The sequence below is a fragment of the Yimella sp. RIT 621 genome (assembly GCF_004146205.1).
Taxonomy (GTDB): Bacteria; Actinomycetota; Actinomycetes; order Actinomycetales; family Dermatophilaceae; genus Yimella; species Yimella lutea.
The window spans coordinates 98,350-123,341 of sequence record NZ_SEIP01000006.1; the positions used below are offsets into that span (position 1 = coordinate 98,350).

At 67.1% G+C, this 24,992-nt stretch carries 21 protein-coding genes; 18 read left to right on the forward strand and 3 right to left on the reverse strand.

What is annotated here, in order from left to right; all coding sequences use genetic code 11:
* The first annotated feature begins 5 nt into the window (after nucleotides 1-5).
* The 17 genes from EU513_RS07380 to EU513_RS07460 all read left to right on the forward strand — a co-directional run bounded on the left by EU513_RS07380 (nucleotide 6) and on the right by EU513_RS07460 (nucleotide 19,760).
* Nucleotides 6-560, forward strand: coding sequence for an NADH-quinone oxidoreductase subunit B family protein (locus EU513_RS07380; protein ID WP_129625251.1), 555 nt, complete (start codon nucleotides 6-8; stop codon nucleotides 558-560).
* Complete coding sequence (locus EU513_RS07385; RefSeq protein ID WP_370447351.1) at nucleotides 557-1,360, forward strand: NADH-quinone oxidoreductase subunit C; 804 nt, start codon at nucleotides 557-559, stop codon at nucleotides 1,358-1,360. Before EU513_RS07380 ends, EU513_RS07385 begins: the two co-directional genes overlap by 4 nt.
* Nucleotides 1,360-2,712, forward strand: coding sequence for an NADH-quinone oxidoreductase subunit D (locus EU513_RS07390; RefSeq protein ID WP_129625252.1), 1,353 nt, complete (start codon nucleotides 1,360-1,362; stop codon nucleotides 2,710-2,712). Before EU513_RS07385 ends, EU513_RS07390 begins: the two co-directional genes overlap by 1 nt.
* Nucleotides 2,712-3,542 (forward strand): NADH-quinone oxidoreductase subunit NuoE, encoded by an 831-nt coding sequence (gene nuoE / locus EU513_RS07395; RefSeq protein WP_129625253.1) that lies wholly within the window; start codon nucleotides 2,712-2,714, stop codon nucleotides 3,540-3,542. The genes EU513_RS07390 and nuoE overlap by 1 nt, the downstream gene beginning before the upstream one ends.
* A complete protein-coding gene (nuoF, locus tag EU513_RS07400; protein ID WP_129625254.1) occupies nucleotides 3,542-4,858 on the forward strand; it encodes an NADH-quinone oxidoreductase subunit NuoF in 1,317 nt (438 codons plus the stop codon). Before nuoE ends, nuoF begins: the two co-directional genes overlap by 1 nt.
* Nucleotides 4,855-7,338: an NADH-quinone oxidoreductase subunit G gene (locus EU513_RS07405; protein ID WP_129625255.1), complete on the forward strand. Its 2,484-nt coding sequence runs from the start codon at nucleotides 4,855-4,857 to the stop codon at nucleotides 7,336-7,338. Before nuoF ends, EU513_RS07405 begins: the two co-directional genes overlap by 4 nt.
* Nucleotides 7,339-8,730: an NADH-quinone oxidoreductase subunit NuoH gene (nuoH, locus tag EU513_RS07410; protein WP_129625256.1), complete on the forward strand. Its 1,392-nt coding sequence runs from the start codon at nucleotides 7,339-7,341 to the stop codon at nucleotides 8,728-8,730.
* Nucleotides 8,723-9,400 carry an NADH-quinone oxidoreductase subunit NuoI gene (gene nuoI / locus EU513_RS07415; protein ID WP_129625257.1) on the forward strand — a complete coding sequence of 226 codons (678 nt, stop codon included), beginning with the start codon at nucleotides 8,723-8,725 and terminating at the stop codon, nucleotides 9,398-9,400. Before nuoH ends, nuoI begins: the two co-directional genes overlap by 8 nt.
* Nucleotides 9,397-10,188, forward strand: a complete 792-nt coding sequence (locus EU513_RS07420; protein WP_129625258.1) for an NADH-quinone oxidoreductase subunit J — start codon at nucleotides 9,397-9,399, stop codon at nucleotides 10,186-10,188. Before nuoI ends, EU513_RS07420 begins: the two co-directional genes overlap by 4 nt.
* Nucleotides 10,185-10,484: an NADH-quinone oxidoreductase subunit NuoK gene (gene nuoK, locus EU513_RS07425; RefSeq protein WP_129625259.1), complete on the forward strand. Its 300-nt coding sequence runs from the start codon at nucleotides 10,185-10,187 to the stop codon at nucleotides 10,482-10,484. Before EU513_RS07420 ends, nuoK begins: the two co-directional genes overlap by 4 nt.
* Nucleotides 10,485-10,600: 116 nt before the next feature.
* Nucleotides 10,601-12,457, forward strand: a complete 1,857-nt coding sequence (gene nuoL, locus EU513_RS07430) for an NADH-quinone oxidoreductase subunit L (protein ID WP_129625340.1) — start codon at nucleotides 10,601-10,603, stop codon at nucleotides 12,455-12,457.
* Nucleotides 12,457-14,004 carry an NADH-quinone oxidoreductase subunit M gene (locus EU513_RS07435; RefSeq protein ID WP_129625260.1) on the forward strand — a complete coding sequence of 516 codons (1,548 nt, stop codon included), beginning with the start codon at nucleotides 12,457-12,459 and terminating at the stop codon, nucleotides 14,002-14,004. The genes nuoL and EU513_RS07435 overlap by 1 nt, the downstream gene beginning before the upstream one ends.
* On the forward strand, nucleotides 14,004-15,545 hold the full coding sequence (nuoN, locus tag EU513_RS07440) for an NADH-quinone oxidoreductase subunit NuoN (RefSeq protein ID WP_129625261.1): 1,542 nt from the start codon (nucleotides 14,004-14,006) through the stop codon (nucleotides 15,543-15,545). Before EU513_RS07435 ends, nuoN begins: the two co-directional genes overlap by 1 nt.
* A gap of 7 nt (nucleotides 15,546-15,552) precedes the next feature.
* Nucleotides 15,553-16,563: a polyprenyl synthetase family protein gene (locus EU513_RS07445; protein WP_129625262.1), complete on the forward strand. Its 1,011-nt coding sequence runs from the start codon at nucleotides 15,553-15,555 to the stop codon at nucleotides 16,561-16,563.
* Nucleotides 16,564-16,715: 152 nt separating this feature from the next.
* The gene (locus EU513_RS07450) at nucleotides 16,716-17,327 is read left to right on the forward strand and encodes a TetR/AcrR family transcriptional regulator (protein WP_129625263.1); all 612 of its coding nucleotides are present in this window, start codon (nucleotides 16,716-16,718) and stop codon (nucleotides 17,325-17,327) included.
* Entirely contained in the window at nucleotides 17,324-18,469 is a 1,146-nt protein-coding gene (locus EU513_RS07455) for an alanine racemase (protein ID WP_239702414.1), read from the forward strand. The genes EU513_RS07450 and EU513_RS07455 overlap by 4 nt, the downstream gene beginning before the upstream one ends.
* Nucleotides 18,462-19,760: a D-arabinono-1,4-lactone oxidase gene (locus EU513_RS07460; protein WP_205744698.1), complete on the forward strand. Its 1,299-nt coding sequence runs from the start codon at nucleotides 18,462-18,464 to the stop codon at nucleotides 19,758-19,760. Before EU513_RS07455 ends, EU513_RS07460 begins: the two co-directional genes overlap by 8 nt.
* Before the next feature lie 110 nt (nucleotides 19,761-19,870).
* Here the strand turns inward: EU513_RS07460 and rarD are convergent, their stop codons facing one another.
* Nucleotides 19,871-20,803 (reverse strand): EamA family transporter RarD, encoded by a 933-nt coding sequence (gene rarD / locus EU513_RS07465; protein ID WP_240795963.1) that lies wholly within the window; start codon nucleotides 20,801-20,803, stop codon nucleotides 19,871-19,873.
* A 77-nt stretch (nucleotides 20,804-20,880) separates the two neighbouring features.
* Between rarD and EU513_RS07470 the strand changes: the two genes are divergently transcribed.
* Nucleotides 20,881-21,639: an enoyl-CoA hydratase/isomerase family protein gene (locus EU513_RS07470; protein WP_129625266.1), complete on the forward strand. Its 759-nt coding sequence runs from the start codon at nucleotides 20,881-20,883 to the stop codon at nucleotides 21,637-21,639.
* A gap of 289 nt (nucleotides 21,640-21,928) precedes the next feature.
* On the opposite strand, the gene EU513_RS07475 is transcribed toward EU513_RS07470, so the two are convergent.
* Both EU513_RS07475 and EU513_RS07480 read right to left on the reverse strand, forming a co-directional pair.
* Nucleotides 21,929-23,008 carry a 2-oxoacid:ferredoxin oxidoreductase subunit beta gene (locus tag EU513_RS07475; protein WP_129625267.1) on the reverse strand — a complete coding sequence of 360 codons (1,080 nt, stop codon included), beginning with the start codon at nucleotides 23,006-23,008 and terminating at the stop codon, nucleotides 21,929-21,931.
* On the reverse strand, nucleotides 23,005-24,873 hold the full coding sequence (locus tag EU513_RS07480) for a 2-oxoacid:acceptor oxidoreductase subunit alpha (protein ID WP_129625268.1): 1,869 nt from the start codon (nucleotides 24,871-24,873) through the stop codon (nucleotides 23,005-23,007). Before EU513_RS07480 ends, EU513_RS07475 begins: the two co-directional genes overlap by 4 nt.
* Nucleotides 24,874-24,992 lie beyond the last annotated feature (119 nt).

Consider the following 24,992-nt stretch of genomic DNA (forward strand, 5'->3'; position numbering starts at 1 on the left):
GAAACATGGGTATTGAAGAGAAGCTCCCCGCAGGCTTCCTGCTGTCGACCGTCGAGAACGTCGCCGGCTACATGCGCAAGAGTTCGATGTGGCCCGCCACGTTCGGTCTGGCTTGCTGCGCGATCGAGATGATGGCCGTCGGCACTCCCGACTACGACATCGCCCGCTTCGGTATGGAGCGCTTCTCAGCCACCCCGCGCCAGGCCGACCTGATGATCGTCGCCGGCCGCGTCAGCCAGAAGATGGCTCCCGTCGTGCGCCAGGTCTACGACCAGATGCCTGAGCCGAAGTGGGTCATCTCGATGGGCGTGTGCGCCAGCTCCGGCGGCATGTTCAACAACTACGCGATCGTGCAGGGTGTCGACCACATCGTCCCGGTCGACATCTATCTGCCCGGCTGCCCGCCGCGTCCGGAGATGCTGCTGAACGCGATCCTCGAACTGCACAAGCAGGTGCAGTCGAGCCCGCTCGGCGTCAACCGCGTCGAGGCCGCCCGTGCCGCCGAGCGCGCCGCCATGCAAGCCACCCCCACCCACCAGATGAAGGGCCTTCTCGCGTGAACGACAACGAGAAGAAGGACGTCCCCCAGGATCCGGTGAACGGTCCGGTCGTCCCGGCGCCCACCGAGCAGAAGCCCGAGACCGAGATCGCTCAGGAGGACGGCCGCGTACTCGACACCCGCGAGGGCGGCGGTCCCGTCGTCGTCGCGAAGCGCCAGGGCATGTTCGGTTCGTCGATGGGCAACGACACCACCGGTTACGGCGGTCTTGAGCGCAAGGTGCTCTTCCCCGGCGAGGCGCAGCGTCCGTACGGCGGCTGGTTCGACAAGCTCGCCGACGATCTGGCTGCAGCGGTCGACAAACGCGGGGGAGCCTCGTTCGCCGACGCGATCCAGCGAGTTGTGGTCGATCGCGGGGAACTGACCCTCTTCGTGACCCGTGAGCACCTGCCGATCGTGGCGCAGACGCTTCGCGACGAGCCCTCGCTGCGCTTCGAGATGTGCGCCGGTGTTTCCGGCGTGCACTACCCGCAGGAGGCGGGCGCGGAGTTGCACGCGGTCTACCACCTGCTGTCGATCACCAACGGCAGCAAGCGAATTCGCCTCGAGGTGACGGCCCCCGAGAGCAACCCGCACATCCCGAGTATCACCTCGGTGTGGCCCGGTGCCGACTGGCACGAGCGCGAGACCTGGGACATGTTCGGACTGATCTTCGACGGTCACCCCGCACTGACCCGCATCCTGATGCCGGACGACTGGCCCGGCCACCCGCAGCGCAAGGACTACCCGCTCGGCGGAATCCCGGTGGAGTACAAGGGCGCCACCATTCCGCCGGCCGACGAGCGCAGGAGCTACAACTGATGTCGACCGCCACGAACGAACGCGACCCCTTCGGCGCCTCGAACCACGACGTCGACGACGACACCCCGGTCATCAACGCGACCGGCGGCGATTGGGACTCCGTCGCCGAGGAGGCGTCCGCCCTCAACGAGGAGCGGATCGTCGTCAACATGGGTCCGCAGCACCCGTCGACGCACGGCGTCCTTCGCCTGATCCTCGAACTCGACGGCGAGACCGTCACCGAGGCTCGCGCTGGAATCGGCTACTTGCACACCGGCATCGAGAAGAACATGGAGTTCCGCACCTGGGTGCAGGGCGTCACGTTCTGCACGCGTATGGACTATGTGATGCCGCTGTTCAACGAGGCGGCATACTGCCTCGCGGTCGAGAAGGTGCTCGGCATCACCGACCAGATCCCGGAGCGTGCCAACACCATCCGCGTGATGATGATGGAGTTCAACCGGATCACCTCCCACCTGGTCGCCCTGGCGACCGGCGGGATGGAGCTCGGCGCGACCACCGTCATGACCATCGGCTTCCGTGAGCGTGAGCGCATCCTGCGTATCTTCGAGATGGTCAGCGGTCTGCGCATGAACCACGCTTACATCCGTCCCGGCGGTGTGGCTCAGGATCTCCCGGTCGGCACCATCGACGCAGTGCGCGAGATGCTGCCGAAGCTGCGCAGGGGCATCGGCGAACTCGAGGCGCTGCTGAACGAGAACCCGATCCTCAAGGGCCGCATGGTCGACGTCGGCTACCTCGACCTCACCGGCTGCATGGCCCTCGGCATTACCGGCCCGATCCTGCGCTCAGCGGGTCTGCCGCACGACCTGCGCAAGACCGAGCCGTACTGCGGTTACGAGACCTACGACTTCGAGGTCGCCGTGCGCGACACCTGCGACGCCTACGGACGACTGCGGGTGCGCATCGATGAGATGTACCAGTCGATCCGGATCGTCGAGCAGGCCATCGAGCGCTTGGAGAACAACCCGGGCCCGGTCATGGTCGCCGACAAGAAGATCGCCTGGCCGGCGCAGCTGGCCGTCGGCAGCGACGGTCAGGGCAACAGCCTCGACCACATCCGCGAGATCATGGGCGAGTCCATGGAGTCGCTGATCCACCACTTCAAGCTGGTCACCGAAGGATTCCGGGTGCCGGCAGGACAGGCCTACGTCGCGATCGAATCGCCCAAGGGCGAACTCGGCTGCCACGTCGTCTCCACCGGCGGCACGCGTCCGCACCGGGTGCACTTCCGTGACCCGTCGTTCAACAACCTGCAGGCCGCGGCCGCGATGAGTGAGGGCGGCGCCGTCGCCGACGTCATCGTCGCCGTTGCCTCGATCGACCCTGTGATGGGAGGCGTCGACCGCTGATGAGCGCCGAGAGCCCGCTCCACGAGAAGACCCCACTGCACGCCAGCGCCGAGCCGTACACCGACGAGCAGCTGGCTCGATTGCACGCCGACGCCGACGCGATCGTGGCCCGCTACCCGCAGAAGCGGTCCGCGCTGCTGCCGATGCTGCACCTGATCCAGTCGGTCGACGGTTACATCACCGGCCGCGGCGTCACCTTCTGCGCCGAGAAGCTCGACCTCACCGACGCCGAGGTGTCAGGTGTGGCCACCTTCTACACCCAGTACAAGCGCCACCCCAACGGCGACTACACGATCGGCGTCTGCACCAACACGCTGTGCGCGATCATGGGCGGCGACCAGATCTTCGACGAACTGTCCGAGCACCTCGGCATCGGCCACGACGAGACGACGCCCGACGGCAGGATCACCCTCGAACGCGTCGAGTGCAATGCCGCGTGCGACTACGCCCCGGTGGTCATGGCCAACTGGGAGTTCTTCGATTACATGACCCCCGAGGCCACCAAGCAGGTCGCCGACGACCTGCGGGCCGGCAAGGACGTGCGTCCGAGCCGTGGCCCGAACAAGGTCTGCACCTTCAAGCAGGTCTCGCGTACGCTCGCCGGGTTCTCCGACGGCCTTGCCGACGAGGGGGTCGGCGCGGGCCCCGCGTCCCTGGAGGGTCTGAAGGTCGCCAAGCAGCACAACTGGACCGCACCCGGCAGCGCGCAGGACGTCGATTCCGACGACCAGGCCACTGCCGAGGCCGGCGGTCGCCAGCCGCAGCCGGGGGAGGCCCACTCGGGCGCCGAAGGTCATGGCACCGCAGAGTCCGCGAAGGGTGACAACTGATGGCCACGACGCTGACCCCGATCCTCACCAAGTTCTGGGACGCACCGCAGTCCTGGACCCTGGCGACCTACGAGGACAACGAGGGCTACCAGGCGCTGAAGAAGGCGTTCGGCATGAGCCAGGAAGAACTCGTCAACATGACGAAGGACTCCGGCCTGCGCGGACGCGGCGGCGCCGGCTTCCCGACCGGTATGAAGTGGGGCTTCCTGCCCAAGCCGGACGGCGGCCCCCGCTACCTCGTGGTCAACGCCGACGAGTCCGAGCCGGGCACCTGCAAGGACATCCCGTTGATGATGGCCGCGCCGCACTTCCTCATCGAGGGTGTGGCGATCACGTCGTTCGCCATCGGTTGCAACCATGCGTTCATCTACCTGCGCGGTGAGGTCGTCCACGTCTACCGTCGCCTGCTGCGCGCGGTGGAGGAGGCGTACGCCGCCGGACACCTCGGCAAGAACATCCACGGCTCGGGGTTCGATCTCGATGTCACCGTGCACGCCGGCGCCGGTGCCTACATCTGTGGTGAGGAGACCGCGCTGCTCGACTCGCTCGAGGGCCGTCGTGGCCAGCCGCGCCTGAAGCCGCCGTTCCCGGCCGTCGCCGGTCTGTACGCGCGTCCGACCGTCGTCAACAACGTCGAGTCGATCGCGTCCGTGCCGCCGATCCTGTTGCACGGCAGTGACTGGTTCAAGGCAATGGGCACCGAGAAGTCGACCGGTTTCGGCATCTTCTCGCTGTCGGGTCACGTCACGCGTCCGGGTCAGTACGAGGCGCCGATGGGCATCACCCTGCGCGAACTCGTCGACATGGCCGGTGGTATCCGGGGCGGTCACAAGCTGAAGTTCTGGACGCCGGGTGGCTCGTCCACGCCGATCTTCACCGACAAGCACTGGGACGTCCCGCTCGACTTCGAGTCGGTGGCCGCCGAGGGTTCGATGCTCGGTACCCGCGCCCTGCAGATCTTCGACGAGACCGTCTCGGTCGTCCGTGCCGTCAGCCGCTGGATCGACTTCTACGCGCACGAGTCCTGCGGCAAGTGCACCCCGTGCCGCGAGGGCACGTTCTGGCTCAAGCAGATCATGACTCGCCTCGAGAACGGTCGTGGTACCCAGGACGACATCGAGAAGCTCGTCGACATCTGCGACAACATCCTCGGCCGGAGCTTCTGTGCTCTGGGCGACGGAGCCACCAGCCCGGTCACCTCCGCGGTGAAGTACTTCCGCGACGAGTTCGAGGCCGGTATGCACACGCCGTGGTGGGAGATGTTCCCGCCCGAGCGCTCGGTGCTGTTCAACACGAAGGAGACCGTGTCCGCATGACGACCGTCACCTCTCCCTCGGCCGGCGGCAACGCCGTCGACAAGGGCGGCAACGCTGCGCCCCCGATCGCGGCCGACGAGATCACCCTGACCATCGACGGCGTGGACGTCAGCGTGCCCAAGGGCACCCTGGTCATCCGCGCCGCGGAGAAGCTCGGCATCCAGATCCCGCGCTTCTGCGACCACCCGCTGCTCGACCCGGTCGGCGCCTGCCGCCAGTGCCTGGTCGACGTCTCGACCAAGGGTCCGGACGGCTCGCTGAAGCCGATGCCGAAGCCGCAGGCGTCCTGCACCCTCGAGGTCAGCGACGGCATGGAGGTCAAGACGCAGCAGACCAGCCCGGTCGCCGACAAGGCGCAGCAGGGCGTCATGGAGCTGCTGCTGATCAACCACCCGCTCGACTGCCCGGTGTGTGACAAGGGCGGCGAGTGCCCCCTGCAGAACCAGGCGATGAGCAACGGCCGCGCCCGGTCGCGCTTCGAGGACATCAAGCGCACCTACCCCAAGCCGATCAACATCTCCAGCCAGGTGCTGCTCGACCGTGAGCGTTGCGTGCTGTGCGCCCGCTGCACCCGCTTCTCCGACCAGGTCGCCGGTGACCCGTTCATCGCCCTGATCGAGCGTGGTGCGCTGCAGCAGGTCGGCATCTACGAGGAGCAGCCCTTCGAGAGCTACTTCTCCGGCAACACCGTGCAGATCTGCCCGGTGGGTGCACTGACCAGCGCGATGTACCGCTTCCGCGCGCGTCCGTTCGACCTGGTCTCGACGCCGAGCGTGTGTGAGCACTGCGCCAGCGGTTGCTCGCTGCGTACCGACCAGCGCCGCGGTGTGGTGCTGCGCCGCATGGCGATGGACGACGTCCTGGTCAACGAGGAATGGAACTGCGACAAGGGTCGCTGGGCCTTCCAGTACGCCACCAAGAACCGCCTCGAGACGCCGATGGTGCGCGACGAGAATGGTGAACTGCGCGTCGCCGGCTGGCCCGAGGCCATCGCCGCCGCCGCGGACGGTCTCGCCAGGGCCCGTGCCGCCCAGGGCGTCGGTGTGCTGACGGGTGGCCGCCTGTCGGCCGAGGACGCGTACGCGTACGGCAAGTTCGCCCGTCTGGTGCTCAACACCAACGACGTCGACTTCCGCGCCCGCCCGCACTCGGCCGAGGAGGCCGAGTTCCTGGCACACGCCGTGGTCGCGACCGGTCCCGCCGGTGGCGCGGTCACGCACGCCGACCTGGAGAACGCGAAGAACGTCGTGCTCGTGGGCTTCGAGCCCGAGGACGAGTCGCCGATCGTGTTCCTGCGCCTGCGCAAGGGCTTCCGCAAGAACAACGTCAACGTGCTCTCGCTGGCCTCCTACGCCAGCCGCGGTCTGGAGAAGATGGGTGGCACGTTGGTGCCGACCGCTCCGGGCACCGAGGCGGAGGTGCTGGACGCCCTGGGCGACCTCAACACCGAACTGGCCAAGTCGAACCCGATCGAGGGTGACGTGATCGTGCTCGTGGGTGAGCGCATGGCCGCTTCGCCGGGTGCGCTGTCCGCGGCCGCCGCATTCGCCGCGTCCAAGAAGGGCCGCCTGGCCTGGGTCCCGCGTCGCGCGGGGGAGCGCGGTGCGCTCGAAGTCGGTGCGTTCCCGACCCTGCTGCCCGGTGGCCGCGATGTCACCGACGCCGCTGCCCGCGATCAGGTCGCGACCGTCTGGGGCGAGGGCGACCTGCCCTCGACGCCGGGCCGTGACACCGGCTCGATGCTGGACGCTGCCGCGTCCGGCGACCTGTCCGCGCTCGTCGTGGCCGGCGTCGACCCGCGCGACCTCACCGGTCAGGGAACCGTTCGCCAGGGTCTGACCAACGCGTTCGTGGTCTCTTTGGAGATCCGCGACAACGAGGTCGCGCAGTACGCCGACGTGATCCTGCCGGTCGCCCCGCAGCAGGAGAAGTCCGGCGCCTATGTCAACTGGGAAGGCCGCGTCCGCCCGTTCCAGCGTGCGATCGACACCCAGTCGATGAGCGACTACCGCGTGCTCGACCTGCTCGCCGCCGAGATGGGCGAGTTCCTCGGCACCCGCACGATCGACCAGATCCGCGCGGAGATGGACGAACTCGGTCCGTGGACCGGCACCCGCGCGGTGCGTCCGCGTGCCAAGGCCGGCGGCGCCCCGCGTCCGCTGGTCGGCGAGGCGATCCTGGCCACCTGGGCGCAGCTGCTCGACAACGGAGTGCTCCAGGACGGCGAACCGTTCCTGGCCGGCACCCGCCGTCCGGCGGTGGCTCGCATGTCGCAGGCCACCGCGTCCGGCGCGGGCGTGGTCGACGGCGATCTGGTGCAGGTCTCCACCAAGTCCGGTGCCATCACCCTCCCGGTGTTGATCACCGCCATGCCCGACCACGTGGTCTGGGTGCCGACCAACTCCGACGAAAGCACGGTGCGTTCGACGCTCGACGTCGACGCCGGTGCGGCCGTCGCACTGCGCAAGGCAGGTGCCTGAGTGAACTCCGTGGCTCACCTCCTGACGGCCGTCCCGGCCGCCACCGACAACCCGGTGGCCGACTTCAGCGACACCCCGTGGTGGCTGTCGCTGGTCAAGGCGGTCCTGCTGTTCGTGTTCCTGCTGGTGAACACGCTGATCGTCATCTGGTTCGAGCGTCGCGTCATCGGCCGGATGCAGCAGCGTCCGGGCCCGAACCGTGCCGGCCCCTTCGGTTTGCTGCAGACGCTGGCCGACGGTGTGAAACTGGCGCTGAAGGAAGACGTCACCCCCAAGAACGCCGACAAGCTGATGTTCATGCTGGCTCCGATGATCGCCGGTGCGATGGCGTTCGTCGCGTTCGCGATCATCCCGCTGTCGAACGAGGTGTGGATGTTCGGTCACCGCACCCCGCTGCAGCTGACCGACACTCCGGTGGCGGTGCTGCTGGTGCTCGCGGTGGCGGGTGTGGGTGTGTACGGCATCCTGCTCGCCGGTTGGTCCTCCGGTTCGACCTACCCGCTGCTGGGTGGCCTGCGTTCCTCGGCCCAGGTCATCTCCTACGAGATCGCGATGGGCCTCGCGCTGGTCGCGGTGTTCCTGTACGCCGGCTCGATGTCGACCAGTCAGATCGTCTACGCGCAGAAGAGCCTGTGGTACATCATCCCGGCGTTCTTCTCTTTCTTCGTCTACCTGATCACCATGGTCGGTGAGACCAACCGTCTGCCGTTCGACCTCGCCGAGGGTGAGGGCGAGCTCACCGGTGGTTTCCACACCGAGTACTCCTCACTGAAGTTCGCGATGTTCTTCCTGGGTGAGTACGTCAACATGTTCACCGTCTCCGCGTTGGCGACCACGCTGTTCCTCGGCGGCTGGCAGGCGCCCCCGTTCATCGCGATGATCGGTGACGGCATGCTCAACGGCGGCTGGTGGGGCCTGTTGTGGTTCAGCCTGAAACTGTGGACGTTCATGTTCTTCTTCGTCTGGCTGCGTGGTTCGTTGCCGCGTGTCCGGTACGACCAGTTCATGAAGCTCGGCTGGAAGGTGCTCATCCCGGTCACCCTGCTCTGGGTCGTCGCGGTCGCGTTCATCCGCGCCTCCCAGCTCGGCTTCCTCGGTGACAACCGGATCTCCTTCGCCGGCTTCGACATCCCGCGGGCAACGCTGTTGGTAACCAGCCTGATCGCGCTCGCCGTCCTCGGTGCCGCATGGGCTTGGGATGCCAAGCAGGCACGCAAGGAGACCGAGGTCCGGCAGGTGCCGGACGAGATCGATCCGTTCGCCGGCGGCCACCCCGTACCGCCTCTGCCGGGCCAGCGCCTGGTCGAACCCGCGCCCAGCCTGACCTCCTCGAGCGTCCGGTCGAGCGCCCACAGCACCGACACCACCCTCCAGGAGGAGTCCCGTGGCTGACCAGAAAAAGCCTGACGACGGCGAGAAGGGCGGATTCCTCTCCGACCTGTTCGCGCCCATCGCGGGCTTCGGCGTCACCTTCGCAACCATGTTCCGCAAGATCGAGACGCAGGAGTACCCGGAGGAGAAGCGGCCGACCCAGCTGCGCTTCCACGGGCGTCACCAGCTCAACCGTCACCCGGACGGGCTGGAGAAGTGCGTCGGCTGCGAGCTGTGTGCGTGGGCCTGCCCGGCCGACGCGATCTTCGTGGAAGGCGCGGACAACAATGACGCCGAAGGTGAGCGCTTCAGCCCCGGCGAACGGTACGGCCGCGTCTACCAGATCAACTACCTGCGCTGTATCTTCTGCGGCCTGTGCATCGAGGCCTGCCCGACGCGCGCGCTGACGATGACCAACGAGTACGAACTGGCCGACAACAACCGCGCCGACCTCATCTTCACCAAGGAGCAGCTGCTGGCTCCGGTGCTGTCGGGCATGCTGCCCGCGCCGCACCCGATGGTCGAGGGCATGGAGGAGCGCGACTACTACCAGGGCAAGGTGCAGGGCGCCACGGACGAACAGCGCGAGTGGGTCGAGCAGCGCGGCGGCGACACCGTCGTCGACGAGCCGGACGAAACCCCGGTCGAGCACCACGAGGCCGGCCGCTACGCAGGGGAGGGACGCCCGTGAGCAACCTCGGTGGAGCCGAGTCGACGCTCTTCTTCTTCCTCGCACCGCTGACCGTCTTCGGTGCGCTCGCTTTGTTGTTCGCCCGCAAGGCGGTGCACGCCGCGATGGGGATGGCCCTGACGATGGTCGGGATGGGTGTCTTCTACATCGCCCAGAACGCCGAGTTCCTGGGTGTCATCCAGATCTTCGTGTACTCCGGCGCCGTGATGATGCTGTTCCTGTTCGTCGTCATGCTGGTCGGTGTCGACAGTTCCGACTCCCTGGTCGAGACGATCAAGGGTCAGCGGGTCGCCGGTCTGCTGCTGGGCCTCGCGCTGGCCGCACTCGGCGTCGCCGCGGTCGCCAAGGCGAACTTCGGTCCGTTCACCGGCCTGGACAAGGTCAACGAGCAGGGCAACGTCAGCAGCATGGCCAACCTGATCTTCGGCCAGTACGTGTGGACCTTCGAGGTCACCTCGGCGCTGCTGATCACCGCCGCCCTCGGCTCGATGGTGCTCGCGCACCGTGAGCGCCTGACCGCCAAGCCGACCCAGGCCGACTGGTCGCGAGCTCGCATCAAGGGCGGCAAGGACGTCGCGGGTCTGCCGGTGCCGGGTGTCTACGCCCGCCACAACGCGGTCGACACCCCGGCCCTGCTGCCCGACGGATCGATCGCCGAGAAGTCGGTGTCGCGCGTCCTCAAGGCCCGTGGCCAGGTGGCCTCCACCGGTGAGCTGGTCGCCGCGAGCAAGGAGCTCGAGGGCGAGACCGGCGACATGACTCGTTACGACGGAGGTACGGACCGATGAGCCCCATGGTCTACATCTACCTGTCGGTGATCCTGTTCGCGATCGGCGCGACGACGGTCCTGCTGCGGCGCAACGCGATCATCGTCTTCATGGGCGTCGAGCTGATGCTCAACGCGGCGAACCTGGCGTTCGTCACCTTCGCGCGCATGCACGGCACGGTCGACGGGCAGGCCATCGCACTGTTCGTGATGGTGGTCGCGGCCGCCGAGGTCGTGGTCGGCCTAGCGATCATCATGGCGATCTTCCGGGCGCGCCGCTCGGCCTCCGTCGACGACGCGAACTTGCTGAAGTTCTAAGGGAACGGTGACTTGAGTTGAACTTCCTCACGACCTCTGTCCAGGGCGCCGTCCTGGCGTCCGGCGAGGCGCAGACCGCACACGCCGCCGAGGGCATCGCGTCCCTGGGCTGGCTGATGATCGCGTTGCCGTTGCTGGGTGCTGCCGTGCTGCTGCTCGGCGGACGCAAGCTGGACAAGATCGGTCCGCTGCTGGCGACCGTGCTGTCCTGGGCCTCCTTCGGCGTCGGCCTCGCCGTCCTGCTCGGCATGCTCGGCAAGGACAGGCACGACCGCGCAGCGCACCTGAAGCTGTTCTCGTGGATCGACGCCGGCGCGCTGAACGTCGACTTCGGCCTGCTGATGGACCAGCTGTCGATGACCTTCGTCATGCTGATCACCTTCGTCGGCTCGCTGATCCACGTGTACTCCCTGGGCTACATGGAGCACGACCCGGACAAGCGCCGGTTCTTCGCCTACCTGAACCTCTTCATCGCCGCGATGCTGACGCTGGTGCTCGCCGACTCCTACGTCGGTCTGTTCCTCGGCTGGGAAGGCGTGGGTCTGGCCTCCTACCTGCTGATCGGTTTCTGGAACTGGAACCCGGCGTACGCGACCGCCGCCAACAAGGCGTTCATCATGAACCGTGTCGGTGACTTCGGTCTGCTGCTGGCGATGTTCACGATGTTCGCCACCTTCGGCCGCGTCGACTTCGCCGGAGTCAACGAGCAGGTCGCGGGAGCCGGCAAGGGCGCGCTCACCGCGATGGGAATCTTCCTGCTGATCGCCGCCTGCGGTAAGTCGGCGCAGTTCCCGCTGCAGGCCTGGCTGGGCGATGCGATGGCCGGCCCGACGCCGGTCTCGGCGCTGATCCACGCGGCCACCATGGTTACCGCGGGTGTGTACCTCATCGTCCGCAGCAATGTCATCTACGACGCCACGCCGGACGCCCGTCTCGCGGTCTGCATCGTGGGTGCGATCACGTTGATGTTCGGTGCGATCGTGGGATGTGCCAAGGACGACATCAAGAAGGCGCTGGCCGCCTCGACGATGTCGCAGATCGGTTACATGATCCTGGCCGCCGGTCTCGGCCCGGTCGGGTACGCGTTCGCGATCTTCCACCTGGTCACGCACGGCTTCTTCAAGGCGGGCATGTTCCTCGGTGCCGGTTCGGTCATGCACGGAATGAACGATCAGGTCGACATGCGCCGCTTCGGCGGGCTGTCCTCGGTCATGAAGATCACCTGGATCACCTTCGGCCTCGGCTGGCTGGCGATCATCGGTGTGCCGGGTCTGTCCGGTTTCTGGTCCAAGGACAAGATCATCGAGGCCGCGTTCATCGGTGAGGGCTGGCGTCCGTGGGTCTTCGGTGGGGCGACGCTGCTGTGCGCGGGTATCACCGCGTTCTACATGTCGCGTCTGTTCTTCATGACCTTCCACGGCAAGCGCCGCTGGACCGACGACGTCCACCCGCATGAGTCGCCGCTGTCGATGACGGTGCCGATGATGATCCTCGCGGTCGGTTCGGCCTTCCTCGGTCTGGCCCTCACGCTGCTGGACTTCCCGCACTGGCTGGAGCCGGTGGTCGGCGCCCACCCTGAGGGTGAGCACCCGGTCATCGCGATCCCGGTGATCATGGCGCTGACGATCCTGTTCGTCGCCGTGGGTGTGGCCCTGGCGTGGATGCGCTACTGGCGCGACGACGTCCCCGTGACGCCGCCGGTCGGTTCGTTCGCCACGCGTGCCGCGCGTCGCGACCTGTTCCAGGACGACCTCAACGAGGCCGCGTTCGCTCGTCCCGGCCTGCACCTGACCCGCTCGCTGGTCTTCGCCGACAACAAGGGCATCGACGGCGCCGTCGGCGGCACGGCCGCGATGATCGGCGGCAGCTCCTCGCGCCTGGCGAAGCTGCAGAACGGTTTTGTCCGCTCCTACGCGACAACGATGCTCGTGGGCATCGTCGCGATCCTCGGTCTGCTGTGGGTGATCAACTGATGTCCAACTTCCCCTGGTTGACGACGATCGGCGTCGTGCCGTTGGTCGGCGCCATCGTCATCGGCTGCCTGCCGAAGGCAGCCGCGGCCTCGGCGCGCCTGGTCGCGCTGGTGTTCTCGCTGATCACCCTCGGTCTGGGCATCGCCGCGGCGACCCAGTTCAAGACCGGCGGCAGCGGTCAGCAGTTCCAGCTGACGGAGACGCACACCTGGATCAAGCAGTTCGGTGTCTCCTACGCGCTCGGTGTCGACGGCATTGCGCTCGCGCTCATCCTGATGAGCCTGGTGCTGGTGCCGATCGCGATCCTGGCCGCCTGGCGCGATGTCGAGGACGACACCCCCGGCCGGCAGAAGGCGTACTACGCGCTGCTTCTGGTGCTGGCCACCTTCATGGTCGGTGTCTTCGCCGCCACGGACGTCTTCCTGTTCTACGTCTTCTTCGAGGCGATGCTGATCCCGGTCTACTTCCTGATCGGCCAGTTCGGCGGCCCGCGCCGCCAGTACGCCGCAGTGAAATTCCTGATCTTCTCCCTCGCCAGTGGACTCGTCATGCTCGTCGCGGTCATCGGCCTGTTCCAGGCCGGTCCCGGTGGGGAACACGGCTTCCTGGTCAGCCGCCTGACCGGGATCGACATCCCGCTCGATACCCAGAAGTGGTTGTTCGTCGGCTTCTTCATCGCGTTCGCGGTGAAGGCCCCGATGGCGCCGGTGCACACCTGGTTGCCGGACGCCGCCGCCGAGTCCAAGCCGGCCGTCGCCGTCCTGCTCGTCGGTGTGCTTGACAAGGTCGGCACCTACGGAATGATCCGGTTCTGCCTGCAGCTGTTCCCGGACGCGTCCAAGTGGGCGACGCCCGTGGTCATCACGCTGGCGGTCTTCTCGATCATCTACGCGGCGATCGTGGCGATCGGCCAGACCGACATGATGCGCCTGATCGCCTACACCTCGGTGAGCCACTTCGGCTTCATCGTGCTCGGCATCTTCGCGATGACCAGCACCTCGCACGTCGGCGCGAACCTCTACATGATCAACCACGGTTTCACCACCGGTGCGTTGTTCCTGTTCGCCGGCTTCCTCGTGGTGCGCGGTCGCAGCCAGAACATCCCCGACTACGGCGGTTGGCAGCGGGTCACCCCGGTACTCGCCGGTGTATTCCTGATCGCCGGTCTGTCCGGTCTGGCGTTGCCGGGTCTGAACTCCTTCGTCTCGGAGTTCCTGGTCATGGTGGGCACCTTCGGCAAGTACTGGCTGGCTGCGGCGATCGCCGCGGTGGGCGTCATCCTGGCCGCGATCTACATCCTGCTGATGTACAAGCACCTGATGACCGGTCCGAAGCCGGAGGGGGAGCGGTTCGCCGCCGTGCGCGACCTCGACGTCCGCGAGAAGGTCGTCGCCGCAGTCCTGATCGCCTTCCTGATCGGTCTGGGTGTGTACCCCAAGCCGGCCCTTGACATGTTGAAGCCCGCCGTGACGCAGACGCTGCAGCACGTCGGGGTGACCGACCCCGCTCCGAAGACCGGTGCGGCCGTTGACGGGAGCGCCAAGTAATGGATCCCAATACCTTCACGCAGGCGCAGATCGAGTACTCGGCGCTGCTGCCGATGTTCGTGATCTTCGGTGCGGCGATGGTGGGTGTGCTGATCGAGGCGTTCGCGCCCCGCAAGGCCAGGTACGCGGCGCAGCTCGCCGTGACCCTCATCGGCCTGGTGGCCGCGTTCGTCCTGCTGGTGACCGTCGCGCGTGACCACCAGGGTGTGACCGCCGGTCGCGCCCTGGTGATCGACGGCCCGGCGCTCATGATGCAGGGCACGATCCTGGTGCTGTCGTTCCTGGCCGTCCTGGTCATGGCCGAGCGCTTCACCTCCGACGGTGCGGACGCGTTCACCCAGTCCGGTGCATCGGTGCCCGGTTCGCCGCAGGAGGCTCAGGCCGAGCGCCTGGGCGCCACCACCACCGAGGTCTTCCCGCTGACGCTGTTCGCGGTCGCCGGAATGATGATGTTCCCCTCGACCAACAACCTGCTGACGATGTTCGTCGCGCTCGAGGTGCTCTCGCTGCCGCTGTACATCATCACCGGTCTGGCTCGTCGCCGTCGCCTGCTGTCGCAGGAGGCCGCCCTGAAGTACTTCCTGCTGGGAGCCTTCTCCTCGGCGTTCTTCCTGTTCGGTTCGGCGATGATCTACGGCTTCGCGGGCACGCTCGACCTGGCGTCGATCTCCAACGCCGTCGGCACCCAGAGCGGCCAGGACTCCGTCCTCGTCCTCGGCATCATCCTGATCGCGGTGGGCCTGCTGTTCAAGGTCAGTGCGGTGCCGTTCCACTCCTGGACGCCGGACGTCTACCAGGGTGCCCCGACCCCTGTCTCGGGCTTCATGGCTGCGTGTACGAAGGCCGCCGCCTTCGGTGCGTTGCTGCGCGTCTTCTATGTCGCGTTCGACACGATGCGGTGGACCTGGCAGCCGGTCATGGTGATCGTCGCGCTGCTGACGATGGTCGTCGGTGCGGTGCTGTCGATCACCCAGACCGACATGAAGCGTCTGTTGGCCTACAGCTCGATCTCGCACGCAGGCTTCCTGCTGCTCGCGCTGACCGCGCTCGACAAGGATTCGGTCGCCGGTGTGCAGTTCTACGTCGCCACCTACGGCGCTGCGACCATCACCGCCTTCGCGGTCGTGGCGCTGGTGCGTAAATCGGGCGTCGAGGCGACGCACCTGTCGGAGTGGGCGGGCCTCGGCCGTCGCAGCCCGATCCTGGCCGGTGTGTTCGGTTTCCTGATGCTCTCGTTCGCGGGTATCCCGCTGACGTCGGGCTTCACCAGCAAGTTCGCGTTGTTCGCGCCGGCCGTCAAGCACGGCTCGGTGTGGTTGGTCGTCGTGGCCGTGATCGTCTCCGCGATCACCGCGTTCGTCTACGTCCGCGTCATCGTGCTGATGTTCTTCTCCGAGCCGGCCGAGGGTGTCCAGGTGGCGATGCCGTCGCCGCTGACCGCCGTAGCGGTGGCCGCCGGTACCGCGATCACGCTGGCGCTCGGTGTGCTGCCGGGACCGTTGCTGGACATCGCGGGCCACGCCTCGCAGTTCCTGCGCTGATCCGGTCATGAGCATGTCCACGAGCCCTACCGACACGTCCACCATCGGTGTGCCGGGCGCGAGCGAAGAGCTCGCGACCCGGCTCGCCGAGGGACTCACACAGGTCGACGCGCGGCTGCGGGAGGTCGTCCAGCATGACGACCCGTTCATCGCCGGGGCTTCCAAGCACCTGGTCGAGGCGGGCGGCAAGCGGTTCCGCCCGTTGCTGACGCTGCTGGCCTGCGAACTCGGTGACGGACGCAATGAGCAGGTGGTCGACGCGGCGGTGGGTGTCGAACTAACCCACCTCGCCTCGCTGTACCACGACGACGTGATGGATGAGGCCGACCTGCGTCGCGGTGTCCCCAGCGCGAACGCCGAGTACGACAACTCGACCGCGATCTTGATCGGCGACCTGCTGTTCGGCAAGGCGTCGGCGATCATGGCCGGGCTCGGACCGGATGCGGTCCGCATTCAGGCCGAGACGTTCGTCCGGCTGTGCACCGGTCAGATCGAGGACGACCGTCAGGCCCCGGCCGATGCCGATCCGATGGCGCACTACCTCGACGTGCTCGCCGACAAGACGGGCTCGTTGATCGCGACCGCGGCTCGCTACGGTGCGATGTTCAGCGGCGCTGCGGACGACGTCGTCGAGACGCTCACCAAGTACGGCGAGCTGGTCGGCATGGTCTTCCAACTGGCCGACGACGTGCTCGACGTGAGTTCGGACGTCTCGGGTAAACCCGCGGGCACCGACCTGCGCGAGGGCGTGCGCACGTTGCCGGTGCTGTACGCGTTGGCGTCGACCGACCCTGCCGATGATCGGCTCAAGGAGTTGGTATCCCGGCCGCTCACCGATCCCGCGGAGCACGCCGAGGCGCTGGCGTTGCTGCGTGCCCACCCGGCGCTGCAACAGGCGCGTGAGCACACCGTCGCCGTGGCGGCATCGGCTCGGGCGCTCTTGGACGGGCTGGGGGACAGCGATGCAGTGCAGACGCTGCGGGCGCTGCCCGAGGGAGTTGCCGAACGCTCTGCCTGAGCCGAGCGGACTCGGCCCGGTGGTCGAGCGGATAGTGCTACGCGCCGGTTCGGAGCCGGTTGACACCCGTCAAGATCAAGAGTGCTGAAATATCCGGGAATCACCGGGTATTGTCTTGAACGGCCGTTCAAGACCGGGAGAAGGAGAACCCCATGTCACGCACTCCCGCGGCCATTCGTCGTACCGAACTGGTCGAGGCGGCCATTCGGGTCTCGCTCAACGAAGGCCTGGAAGCGGCGACGGTCCGCCGCATCGCCGCCGAAGCAGGGGTCTCCCTGGGCACGGTCCACTACTGCTTCGGATCCAAGCGCGCTCTGCTGGAGGCCGTGGTCGAGTCGATCGCGCAGCCGACCCTCGAGGTCGACCTCAGCGCAATCGCGCCCGACGACTACACCGGGATCATCCGCGCGGCCTTCCGGGCGTACTGGGTCGAGGCCGGCGGCAACCGTGACCGCCAGCGGCTGATCTACGAGCTCGCAACCCACCTGGTGCGCCAGGAGGAGCCTGGCCCCGAGCTGGCGAAGATGATGTTCCAGCGTTCCTTCGCGACCGTCGCCCGGTTCATCGAGCAGCGCCTGCTGGATTCCGTGCCGGAGTTGCCGCTGCCGAGCCAGACGCTGGCCCGCATGATCATTGCCGTCACCGACGGTGTCGCCCTTGCTTGGATCGCCGACGGCGACGACGAGGCGGCCCTCGAGGTGCTCGACGGCTACGCCGTCATCTTCGGAATGACGATCGACACCTTGCTCGCGGGGTCCGATTGACCGAGCCCTGGAGAGCGCTGACGAAGGCCGGTGTCCCGACCGCTGTCGTCGATCTGGATCGTTTCGACGCCAACGCCGCGGGCATGCTTCGCCGTTCCGGTGGAATGCCGATCCGGGTCGCATCCAAGTCGATCCGGGTGCGATCGCTGATCGAACGCGCGCTGTCCTTCAAGTGCTACCAGGGAGTGCTGGGCTACTCAGTGGCCGAGGCGATCTGGTTGGTACGCAACGGAATCGACGATGTCGTGGTCGCGTACCCGACCGTGGACGAGGAATCGGTGCGGACCGTTGCAGCCGACCCCACGCTGGCCGCAGCGATCACGTTCATGGTCGATCTGCCCGAGCACATCGACTGGCTGGCCCGGTTCGCTCAGGACGTGCCGCTGCGGGTTTCGATCGACGTCGACTGCTCGCTGCGGCTGGTGGCGCTGTCGATCGGTGCGCACCGATCCAGCGTGCACACCGCGGACGAGGCGGGCCGCCTCGCAGCGCACGCGGCCGCAACTCCCGGTCTCGCGCTGGTCGGAATGATGTTCTACGAGGCGCAGGTCGCCGGAGTGCCCGACAACAAGGCCGGCATGCGGATCGTGAAGAAGCTGTCGCTCGATCAGCTCACCCGTGACCGCGGCGCGATCCGATCAGCGGTCGAGGAGCACGCGTCCCTGGAGTTCGTGAACGGCGGCGGCACCGGCAGCCTGCACACCACCCATCTCGACCCGGCGATCACCGAACTCGCAGCAGGCTCAGGCCTTTTCTCGCCCGCCAGTTTCGACGGCTTCGACGACCTACGGGTGGAACCCGCGGCATGGTTCGTCTCGCCGGTGACGCGCAAGCCGCGCGCCGACGTCGTCGTCACCTTCAGTGGCGGCTACCTCGCCTCCGGTGCGGCCGACCGCTCGCGCCTGCCCACCCCGACCCACCCGTCCGGACTGTCCTACTTCCTGCAGGAGGGCGCCGGCGAGGTGCAGAGTCCGTTGCGCGGCAAGGCTGCCCGCGATCTCGAACTCGGTGACCTGGTGTGGTTCCGGCACGCGAAGGCGGGTGAGATGTGTGAGCGTTTCGACGAGATCGTGCTGATCAGCGACGGGCAGGTGACAGGTCGCGTCCCGACCTATCGCGGCGAAGGGAAGAACTTTGGCTGAGTGGAGCAACTGGAGCGGTACCGCCACGGCCGACGTCGAGATCGTCGAGGTCTGCGACGTCGAGCACGTCCAGCAGATCTGCGCGCAGGCGCTCGCCTCGGGTCGCAAGGTCAAGCCGATCGGCGCGAGCCACTCCTTCACCGCGATCGGCCAACCGGTCGACATTCAGTTGCGGATGGACCGCATCAGTGGGCTCATCAGCGCGGACGCTTCCACCGGACGGGCGTGGGTGCGTGCGGGCACACGCCTCAAGGACGCCGTGGTCGCGCTGCACGAAGCAGGCCTCGGTCTGCCGAACCAAGGCGACTACGACCGGCAGACGCTCTCGGGCGCGACCTCGACGGGTACGCACGGCACCGGTGTCGGTTTCACCGGGTTCTCCGGCATGGTGCGCGGCGTGGAGTTGGTGCTCGCCGACGGCACGTTGCTGCGCGTCTGCGACTGCGAGAATTCGCAGCTCCTGCCGGCCGTCGCGCTGACCCTCGGCTCGCTCGGTGTGATCACCGCGATCGAGTACCAGTGCGAGCCCCGCTACCTGCTGACCGCGCAGGAAGGACCGGCTTCCTTCCGGACGGTGCTGGCAGAGGTCGACGAGCGCATCGCCGCCCACGACCACTTCGAGTTCTTCTGGTTTCCCGACACCGATCGCGTTCTGACAAAGACGAATTCGCGCCACCGCGAGGAGTCCAGGCGTGCACCGATGCCCGCGTGGAAGGACCGACTGGAGAACGATCTGCTGTCGAACAAGGTGTTCGAGGCGGTCAACCGTTTCGCCGGACGTGTTCCGCGGGCGACGTCGTTGATCAACCAGGTTTCCGCTCGTGCACTCTCGGCCAAGACCTACACCGACTGGTCGCACATCGTGTACCCGACCGAGCGCGACGTGGTCTTCCGCGAGACCGAGTTCTCCGTGCCCCGAGCCGACGCCGTCGAGGTGTTGCAGCGGCTGGACGAGTGGCACCGCGCGCACCCGTCCGCCACCTGCTTCCCGGTCGAAGTGCGCTTCACGGGGCCGGACGACGTCTGGCTGTCGACCTCCTACGACCGCGAGTCGGCGTACATCGCCGTGCACCAGTTCCGCACGCGTCCGCACGAGGAGTACTTCGCGGCGTTCTGGGACATCCTTCGCGACTACGAGGCGCGCCCGCACTGGGGCAAGATGCACGAGCTCGGCGCCGACGATCTGCGCAAGGTGTACCCGAAGTTCGACGACTTCGTGGCCGTGCGTGACCGACTCGACCCGCAGCGGGTGTTCACCAACCCCTACCTCGACCGCGTCCTCGGCCCCTGATCATCTCTGCTGGTTGAGCCGTACGCCTGAGCGACGAAGGCGGACGCGCCGAAACCTCTGCAGCGAACGAAGCGACTGGAACATCGAACCGCTTCGGACGTGCAGGTCTCTCAGACGGCTGCGTTTCGCGCCGACCTCGCCGACCGTCGGGAGCGGCCGGCGTTGGCGAGCGAGTCGGCGCTGAGGACGGCGAGGGCCAGCCAGACGATCGCGAAGCCGATCCAGCGTGCGGTTGACAGGTGTTCGCCGAGGAACAGCACCGCACAGAGCAGTTGCAGCACCGGCGTGACGAACTGCAGTAGCCCGATGGTGACCAGCGGGACGCGTGACGCGGCGGCAGCGAACAGCAGCAACGGGATGGCGGTCACGATCCCGGACGACGCGAGCCACAGCGTGTGACCGGCGCCCTCGGAGCCGAACGTGGTGTCGCCCCGCCCGGCGAGCAGGAAGAGTGCGACCAGCGCGATCGGGGACAGGATGACCGTCTCGGCCGCCAGGCTCTCGAACGCCGACAGTGATCCGCCGATGCGCTTCTTCGCCAGACCGTAGGAGGCGAAGCTGCACGCGAGCACCAGTGAGATCCACGGGAACGTGCCGCCCTCGACGGTGAGGTACAGGCAGGCCACCGCGCCGATCGCCACGGCGATCCACTGCAACGGGCGCAGCTTCTCGCGCAACACGACCACGCCGAGTGCGATCGTCACCAACGGGTTGAGGAAGTAGCCGAGGGACGCTTGGCTGGTGCGTCCGGTGTTGACCGCGTAGACGTAGACCAGCCAGTTGGTCGCGATGAGCAGGCTGGCGATCGTCACCAGTGCCATTCGCCGCTTGTCGCGAATCAGCTTGCGGATGAACGCGGTTCGTCGCAACACCACGACGCCGATCGCGCAGACGACGAGCGTCCATAGGATGCGATGGACCAGGATCTCCCAGGCGCCCGCCGGCAGCAGCTGGTGAAAGTAGAGCGGAAACGCGCCCCAGAGCAGGTAAGCCGCGAACCCGTAGACCGTGCCCTTGCTGACCTCGTCCCGTTCGCGCCTCACCAGTGAACGGTAGGGCATCGATCGGCTGTCATCGAACCGGTTTCAGCCGCTGATCCGCGACCGGAAGGATGGGTGTCATGAGTGTGAACCTCACCATCGACGACCACGTCGCGTTGATCGAGTGGAAGCGTCCGCCGGCCAACCATTTCGATCGCGAATTACTCGACTCGATCGCAGACGCGGGGGAGCACGCTCAGGACGCGGGTGTACGGGCCATCGTGCTGGCGTCGGCGGGCAAGCACTTCTGCGCCGGCGCCGACTTCGCCGCCGGACAGATCCGGGCCGACCCGTACGGCGCGATCTCGGCGTTGTACGAAGCGGGCAAACGAATCTTCGCGCTCGAGATTCCGGTGGTGGCGGCGGTGCAAGGTGCCGCGGTCGGCGGTGGACTCGGGCTGGCCTGCGCAGCGGATTTCCGGGTGGCGTCGGCGCAGACCCGCTTCCAGGCCAACTTCGCCCGTCTCGGCATCCACCAGGGCTTCGCGACATCGCTGACTGTCCCACGCATCGTCGGCCCGCAGCACGCCGCGTACATGCTCTACGCAGGTCACTCGGTGCGCGGCACGCAGGCGCTTCGGATCGGGTTGATCGACCGGCTCGCCGACGACGGACATGAGCGGGAGGAGGCATTCGCGCTCGCCCGTGAGATCGCGGCGTCCGCACCGCTGGCGGTTCGCTCGATCCGTTCGACGCTGCGTGCGGAACTGCTCGCCGGCCTCGACGCCGCCTTGCAGCGCGAGGTGGACGAGCAGGCGCGACTCATGCAGACCGCCGATGCGGCCGCGGGTATCGAGGCCTCGCTCGCGCGCGAGACGCCGATGTTCGAGGGCCGCTGAACGCGCCGCGGCCCCTGGTTGAACGTCCCGAGAGTTTGCGCAGGGCACGTGCAAGCGCCCAGGCTGCGTCCGGATGCGCACGTCATAACGTGCGCATTCCGGACACGGCGTGAGCATGTGGACGCAACCTGCGCACCTGTCCATGAGGTGCGCATCGTTGACGACCTGAGGACGCAACGAGCCCGCAAGCCCGGGTCCTTCGAGGCCCGCCTGAAACCTGGACGCCTCGAAAAGCCGGCCGCCCGAAGGCGATACGGAATCCGCCTGGGCACAGACCGACAGAACAGACTCAGCGGGCGTTGACGTCCCAGGTGTCGGCACCGGACAGCAGTTGCTGCAGGTCGGCGTCGGCCACCTGTTCGCCGCCGGTGGCCTGGTCGATCTGGGCGCGTACACCGTCGTCGTACGTCGGCACCTCGACCTGGCGGAAGATGCCCATCGGTACATGTGCGAACGACGGGTCGTCCAGGCGGGACAGCGCGAACGCCAGTCCGAGGTCGGTGGGGTCGTGGTGCGCGATGCGATTCGGATCGGCGTCCGCCTCGGGAACGACGGCGAGAGAACCGTTCTCGGCGCTGACGACCACGCGCACGTCGTCGCCGGTGCCGGCACGGACGGGTTCGCCGGGCACGAGGTGCAGCAGGCGCGCGGTCGCCTCGTCACGGTCCTTCAGCAGTTCGAAGGCTCCGTCGTTGAAGATCGGGCAGTTCTGGTAGATCTCCACCAGCGACGTACCGCGGTGTGCCGCAGCTGCTTTCAGCGTCTCGGTGAGGTGCTTGCGGTCGGAGTCCATGGTGCGGGCGACGAACGTGCCCTCGGCTCCGAGCGCCAGCGAGACCGGGTTGAACGGCCGGTCCACCGAACCGGCGGGCGACGACTTCGTCACGGCACCGACGTCCGAGGTGGGGGAGTACTGACCCTTGGTGAGGCCGTAGATCTTGTTGTTGAACAACAGGATCGTCATGTTCACGTTGCGGCGCAGCGCGTGGATCAGGTGGTTGCCACCGATCGACAGCGCGTCGCCGTCACCGGTCACGACCCACACCGACAGGTCACCGCGCGAGGTGGCGAGCCCGGTCGCGATGGCCGGGGCGCGACCGTGGATCGAGTGCATGCCGTAGGTGTCGAGGTAGTACGGGAAACGGCTGGAGCAACCGATGCCGGAGACGAACACGATGTTCTCGCGCTTGAGGCCGAGTTCGGGAAGGAAGCCCTGGACGGCGGCGAGGATCGCGTAATCGCCGCAGCCAGGGCACCAGCGCACTTCCTGATCGGAGGTGAAGTCCTTCTTGGTCTGCTTCGCGTCGGTGGTCGGGACGCCGGCGGTGCCGCCGCCGATGGTGGCGGGCATGCCCAGGTCGATGCTCACTGCGAGACCTCCTCGAGGTGTTCGGTGATGACGGTGGCGAGTTCGGTTGCGGTGAAAGGCAATCCGCGGACGGCGGTGTGCGACTTGATGTCGACGAGGTACTTGCTGCGCAGCAGCATCGCGAGCTGGCCGAGGTTCATCTCCGGCACGATCACCCGGTCGTATGCCTTGAGCACGGCTTCGAGGTTCGCCGGGAACGGGTTGAGGTGGCGGACGTGTGCGGTGGCCAGTTCGGCGCCGCCGGCACGCACCAGCCGTGCCGCGGCCTGGATCGGTCCGTAGGTCGAACCCCAGCCGAGCACCAGCACCTTGGCTTTGCCGCTCGGGTCGTCGACCTCGATGTCGGGCACCTCGATGCCGGCGATCTTGGCGGCGCGGGTGCGCACCATGTGGTCGTGGTTGGCCGGGTCGTAGCTGATGTTGCCGGTGATGTCGGCCTTCTCGATACCGCCGACGCGGTGCTCGAGACCGGGGGTGCCGGGCACGGCCCACGGCCGAGCGAGCGTCTCCGGATCGCGCTTGTAGCCGTGGAAGACCGGTTTGCCGTCGGCGTCCACGTCGTTGGGCTCGGTGGTGAATTCGACTGTCAGATCGGGCAGTTCGTCCACGGATGGCACCAGCCACGGCTCGGAACCATTCGCCAGGTAACCATCGGACAGCACGATGACCGGGGTGCGGTACTTCGTGGCCATGCGAACGGCGTCCAGCGCGGCGTCGAAGCAGTCGATCGGGGTGCACGGCGCGATGACGGCCACGGGGGACTCGCCGTTGCGGCCGAACATCGCCTGCAGCAGGTCTGATTGTTCGGTCTTGGTCGGCAGGCCGGTGGACGGGCCACCGCGCTGCACGTCGACGATCACCAGGGGCAGTTCGAGGGAGACCGCGAGGCCGATGGTCTCGGCCTTGAGCGCGAGGCCGGGTCCGCTGGTCGTGGTGACACCGAGCGACCCACCGAACGACGCGCCGAGTGCGGCACCGACAGCGGCGATCTCGTCCTCGGCCTGCAGCGTCATGACGTTGAAGCGCTTGAGCCCCGACAGAGTGTGCAGCAGATCGGACGCCGGCGTGATCGGGTAGCTGCCGAGTGTCAGCGGGATGCCCGCACGGTGCGACGCAGCCACCAATCCGTAGGCGAGAGCTACGTTTCCGGTGATGTTGCGGTAGGTGCCCTGCGGCATCGGGGCCGGCGCGATCTCGTACTGGACTCCGAACGCCTCGGTCGTCTCGCCGTACGCGTGACCGGCGTGCAGTGCCTTGATGTTGGCGGCGAGGATGTCGGGCAACTTGGCGAACTTGGTGGACAGGAACTTCTCGGTGCCCTCCAGCGGACGCGAGTACATCCACGACAGCAGGCCGAGCGCGAACATGTTCTTCGCGCGTTCCTTGTCCTTGCGGCTCAGGCTCTCGAACTCCTGCAGCGCCTCGACGGTGATCGAGGTCAGCGGGACAGGGTGCACCTGCCACGAGGCGAGGGATTCATCGTCCAACGGGCTGGTGGTGTAACCGACCTTGGCCAGGTTGCGCTTGGTGAACTCGTCGGTGTTGACGATGACCGTCGCGCCGCGTGGCAGATCACCCAGATTCGCTTTGAGTGCAGCGGGATTCATCGCCACGAGCACGTCGGGTGCGTCACCCGGGGTGAGCACGTCGTGGTCGGCGAAGTGCAGCTGGAAGCTGGAGACACCCGGCAGCGTGCCCTGGGGCGCGCGGATCTCGGCGGGGAAGTTGGGCAACGTCGACAGGTCGTTGCCGAGCGAGGCCGTCTCGGCGGTGAATCGGTCACCGGTCAACTGCATGCCGTCGCCGGAGTCGCCGGCGAAACGAATGACCACACGGTCGAGTGCTTGGGACTGCTTGCTGCTCACTGGACCCGTCTTCTTCGAGGTTCGCGTTCGCGGAGGTTGGTTCGCGAGTTAGGACGTGCTAACTCCCACAACGGTACGCCTGTGTCCGAGAAACACCGGAATCCGTCCGCGTTATGGAA

Bases quoted from the DNA above. Each gene is read 5' to 3' on its own strand.
- EU513_RS07380 (WP_129625251.1), top strand. From the start codon at position 6: ATGGGTATTGAAGAGAAGCTCCCCGCAGGCTTCCTGCTGTCGACCGTC.
- EU513_RS07390 (WP_129625252.1), top strand. From the start codon at position 1,360: ATGTCGACCGCCACGAACGAACGCGACCCCTTCGGCGCCTCGAACCAC.
- nuoE (WP_129625253.1), top strand. From the start codon at position 2,712: ATGAGCGCCGAGAGCCCGCTCCACGAGAAGACCCCACTGCACGCCAGC.
- nuoF (WP_129625254.1), top strand. From the start codon at position 3,542: ATGGCCACGACGCTGACCCCGATCCTCACCAAGTTCTGGGACGCACCG.
- EU513_RS07405 (WP_129625255.1), top strand. From the start codon at position 4,855: ATGACGACCGTCACCTCTCCCTCGGCCGGCGGCAACGCCGTCGACAAG.
- nuoK (WP_129625259.1), top strand. From the start codon at position 10,185: ATGAGCCCCATGGTCTACATCTACCTGTCGGTGATCCTGTTCGCGATC.
- nuoL (WP_129625340.1), top strand. From the start codon at position 10,601: ATGATCGCGTTGCCGTTGCTGGGTGCTGCCGTGCTGCTGCTCGGCGGA.
- EU513_RS07435 (WP_129625260.1), top strand. From the start codon at position 12,457: ATGTCCAACTTCCCCTGGTTGACGACGATCGGCGTCGTGCCGTTGGTC.
- nuoN (WP_129625261.1), top strand. From the start codon at position 14,004: ATGGATCCCAATACCTTCACGCAGGCGCAGATCGAGTACTCGGCGCTG.
- EU513_RS07445 (WP_129625262.1), top strand. From the start codon at position 15,553: ATGAGCATGTCCACGAGCCCTACCGACACGTCCACCATCGGTGTGCCG.
- EU513_RS07450 (WP_129625263.1), top strand. From the start codon at position 16,716: ATGTCACGCACTCCCGCGGCCATTCGTCGTACCGAACTGGTCGAGGCG.
- EU513_RS07470 (WP_129625266.1), top strand. From the start codon at position 20,881: ATGAGTGTGAACCTCACCATCGACGACCACGTCGCGTTGATCGAGTGG.